Source organism: Meiothermus rufus DSM 22234 (assembly GCF_000423425.1).
Taxonomy (GTDB): domain Bacteria; phylum Deinococcota; class Deinococci; order Deinococcales; family Thermaceae; genus Meiothermus; species Meiothermus rufus.
The window spans coordinates 1-2,896 of sequence record NZ_AUHY01000111.1 but is presented as its reverse complement, the minus strand read 5'-3'; the positions used below and the strand labels follow the sequence as shown (position 1 = coordinate 2,896).

Genomic DNA, 2,896 nt, shown 5'->3' with positions numbered 1-2,896 from the left:
CGGTGGTAAACTGCACCTGGGGAACCTCCTTTCTTGGTTGGTTCCCCTCTTTTTATCCCAGCTTAGAGTCTCACATGTGTCCGTCCAGGTTCAGGAGCCGCCAGGCGTAACATTAAGGGCCGCTTAATCCCCACAAACAGCGTATGATGGGCCAGGGATGGTTTCGAGGAAAGGTCGGCGGGCCAGGCCAAACACCCGCGAGCGCATTTTGCAAGCAGCCATAGAGCTGATTTCCCGCGAGGGCCTCGAGGCGGTCTCCACTACCCGCCTGGCCCAGGCTGCCGGGGTGGTGCAGTCGGGGTTTTATGCCCACTTTACCAGCCTCGAGGAGTGTCTGGTATCGGCGGCTGAGGTGGTAGGAGGGTGCATCCGGGCACTTCTAGGGCGCAGCCTAGGTGAGCTAAGGCAAGCCGGTGCTGCCGATTTTGAAGGCATTGTCCGCCTCTACCAATAGGTGCTGCAAGAGCTCGAGGCTAACTGGCAGTTCGTGGAAATGTTTATCCGCTACTTTCGCGAGCCCACCCCTTTGGGCCAGACCCTGGCCCGTATCCAGCAGGGGCTGCGACAGGATATCAGCGAACATCTAATGCAGGTTCTCAACCGCCAAGGAGCAACGGCTAGCCCCAGCGAGGTGGCCCTGATGGCCGATCTTTTGGTGAGCATGACCCTAGCTGCGGCACAAACCTTGCGCTGGGAAGCAAACCTAAGTCCAACCAGAGTAGCCCGTTTGCTGGCCGGACAAACCCTACACCTAGGGAGCCAGATAGTCCGCTAGGCCTCGGCTTTTTGCTGCTCAGCGATGATCTTTTGTGCCAGGTTGGGAGGCACCTCGGCGTAGTGGGAGAACTCCAGGCTGTACGCCCCGGTGCCCTGGGTCAGGCCGGAAAGTGTGCGGCTGTACTCGAGAATCTCGGCCAGGGGGGCCTCGGCGTTGACCACAGCCAAGGTGCCCTCCTGGTCCATGCCCAGGATACGCCCCCGGCGGGACTGTAGGTCGGAGAGGATGTCGCCGACCCGGTCTTGCGGCACGAAAACCTTGAGGGTGTAGATGGGCTCGAGCAGGGTCGGGCTGGCCTGCGCGACCACGTTTTTGAAGGCCAGCTGGGCCGCGATCTGGAAGGCCATGTCGGAGCTATCTACCTCGTGATAGGAGCCATGGTAGACTGCGGCTTTGAAGCCAATCACCGGATAACCGGCCAAAGGGCCTTGCTTGGCCGCTTCCTTAATGCCGGCTTCCACCGCTTCCATGTACTTGGTGGGAATAACCCCGCCGGTAATCTCCCAGACGAAGGCGTAGTCTTCGTGGGGCTCGAGGCGCAGCCATACATCGCCGTACTGCCCGTGGCCGCCGGTTTGCTTTTTGTGTTTACCCTGCCCTTCGGCCTTGCGGCGGATGGTCTCGCGGTAGGGGATTTTGGGGGGACGGCTTATGATTTTGACCCCGTAGTCGGCCAGCCGCTCTTTGGCGGTCTCCAGGTGCAACTCGCCGTGGCCCCACAGGATTTGTTCTCCCGTTTCGGGGTTGCGCTCAAACTTTAGGCTGGGGTCTTCCTCCAAAAGCTTGCGCAGGGCATCGCCTAACTTGGCCTCGTCGTTGCGGGACTCGGGGGCGATAGCCACCATCACGTTGGGTTCGGGCAGGCGGGCCGAGGGGAACTCGGGGCGCTCGCCCAGCCATAGGGCCATGCCCTTGTGCAGGGTATCGGCCTTGGGTAGGGCCAGGATGGTGCCGGCCTCGGCCTCCTCGAGCTCGACCAGGTCCTTACCCTTGGCGGTGTACAGGTGGGCCAGGCGCACCGGGCCGTTGTCGGACTGCAGGGTATCACCTGCTTTAAGCCGACCCCGGTACAGCCGGGCGAAGGCCACCTGCCCCATGAAGGGGTCCACCTGCACCTTGAATACCTTGGCGGCAGGGCTGCCCTCCCCCCAACGCTCGGCGGGTGAGGGCAGGGCTTCCAGGAACAAATCCAACAGCATGTCCAGCCCAATCAAAGCCCCAGAAGAGCCAATGGCTACAGGGAAAACCTGACCCTTGCGCACCGCCTCGTGGAAGGCCCGGGAAAGCGCCACCTCCTCTACCTCGCCGCCCTCGAGGTACTTTTCCAGCAGGCTTTCGTCGGTTTCGATGATGGCCTCGCGGGCCTCGTGGCGGTACTGCTCTACTTTGGGGCGCTGATCCTCAGGGATACTGGCCACCACCGGGCGGCCCTTCTCGTAGCGGAAGGCGCGGTCGTGCAGCACATCGATTAGGCCCACCCACTGGCCGTTCTCGTAGAGGGGCAGATGGGCCGGGAGGATGGGGCCCAAAGTCAAGCGCAGGTCTTCCAGGAGGGCAAAAAAGTCGCCCCCTTTCTCCAGCTTGCTCACCACCACCATCCGGGGTAGTTCCAGCCGCTCAGCCACCGTCCAGGCCCGCTCGGTGCCTATCTGCACACCGCTTTCGGCAGAGACCACCACCACTGCGGCATCGGCGGCCTCCATAGCCCCGCGAATTTCCCCCACGAAATCGGCATAACCCGGTGCGTCCAACAAGTAGATGCGGTGGCCTTGGTAGACGAGGGGCAGCACCGCGGTGCGAACCGAGACCCGGTGGGCTTTTTCCTCTGGGGTGTAGTCCGAGGTGGTGCTGCCCTCTTCAACCTTGCCCATGCGATCCTTGCCCCCGGTAAAGTAGAGCAGGGCCTCACCGAGGGTGGTCTTGCCGCTGCCGCTGTGCCCCACAAGGGCGACAGTGCGAATCATGATCTACCTCCTTGGTGGCCTCAGTATAAGGGGTTTCCCCGGACAAAAATACCCTGCCCGCTCTGAACCCGGACAAACACATGTGAGACTCTAAGCTGGGATAAAAAGAGGGGAACCAACCAAGAAAGGAGGTTCCCCAGGTGCAGTTTACCAC

Annotated in this window: 3 protein-coding genes; 2 read left to right on the top strand and 1 reads right to left on the bottom strand. The window is 61.8% G+C overall.

Going from position 1 to position 2,896, the window contains the following annotated elements; translation table 11 throughout:
- Nucleotides 1–157 precede the first annotated feature (157 nt).
- Nucleotides 158–454 carry a TetR/AcrR family transcriptional regulator gene (locus G552_RS15910; protein WP_027883489.1) on the top strand — a complete coding sequence of 99 codons (297 nt, stop codon included), beginning with the start codon at nt 158–160 and terminating at the stop codon, nt 452–454.
- Nucleotides 455–775: a hypothetical protein gene (locus G552_RS15905; RefSeq protein WP_027883488.1), complete on the top strand. Its 321-nt coding sequence runs from the start codon at nt 455–457 to the stop codon at nt 773–775.
- Here G552_RS15905 and G552_RS0113560 read toward each other — a convergent pair.
- Nucleotides 772–2,742, bottom strand: a complete 1,971-nt coding sequence (locus G552_RS0113560; protein WP_027883487.1) for an elongation factor G — start codon at nt 2,740–2,742, stop codon at nt 772–774. The genes G552_RS15905 and G552_RS0113560 overlap by 4 nt on opposite strands.
- Nucleotides 2,743–2,896: the final 154 nt, after the last annotated feature.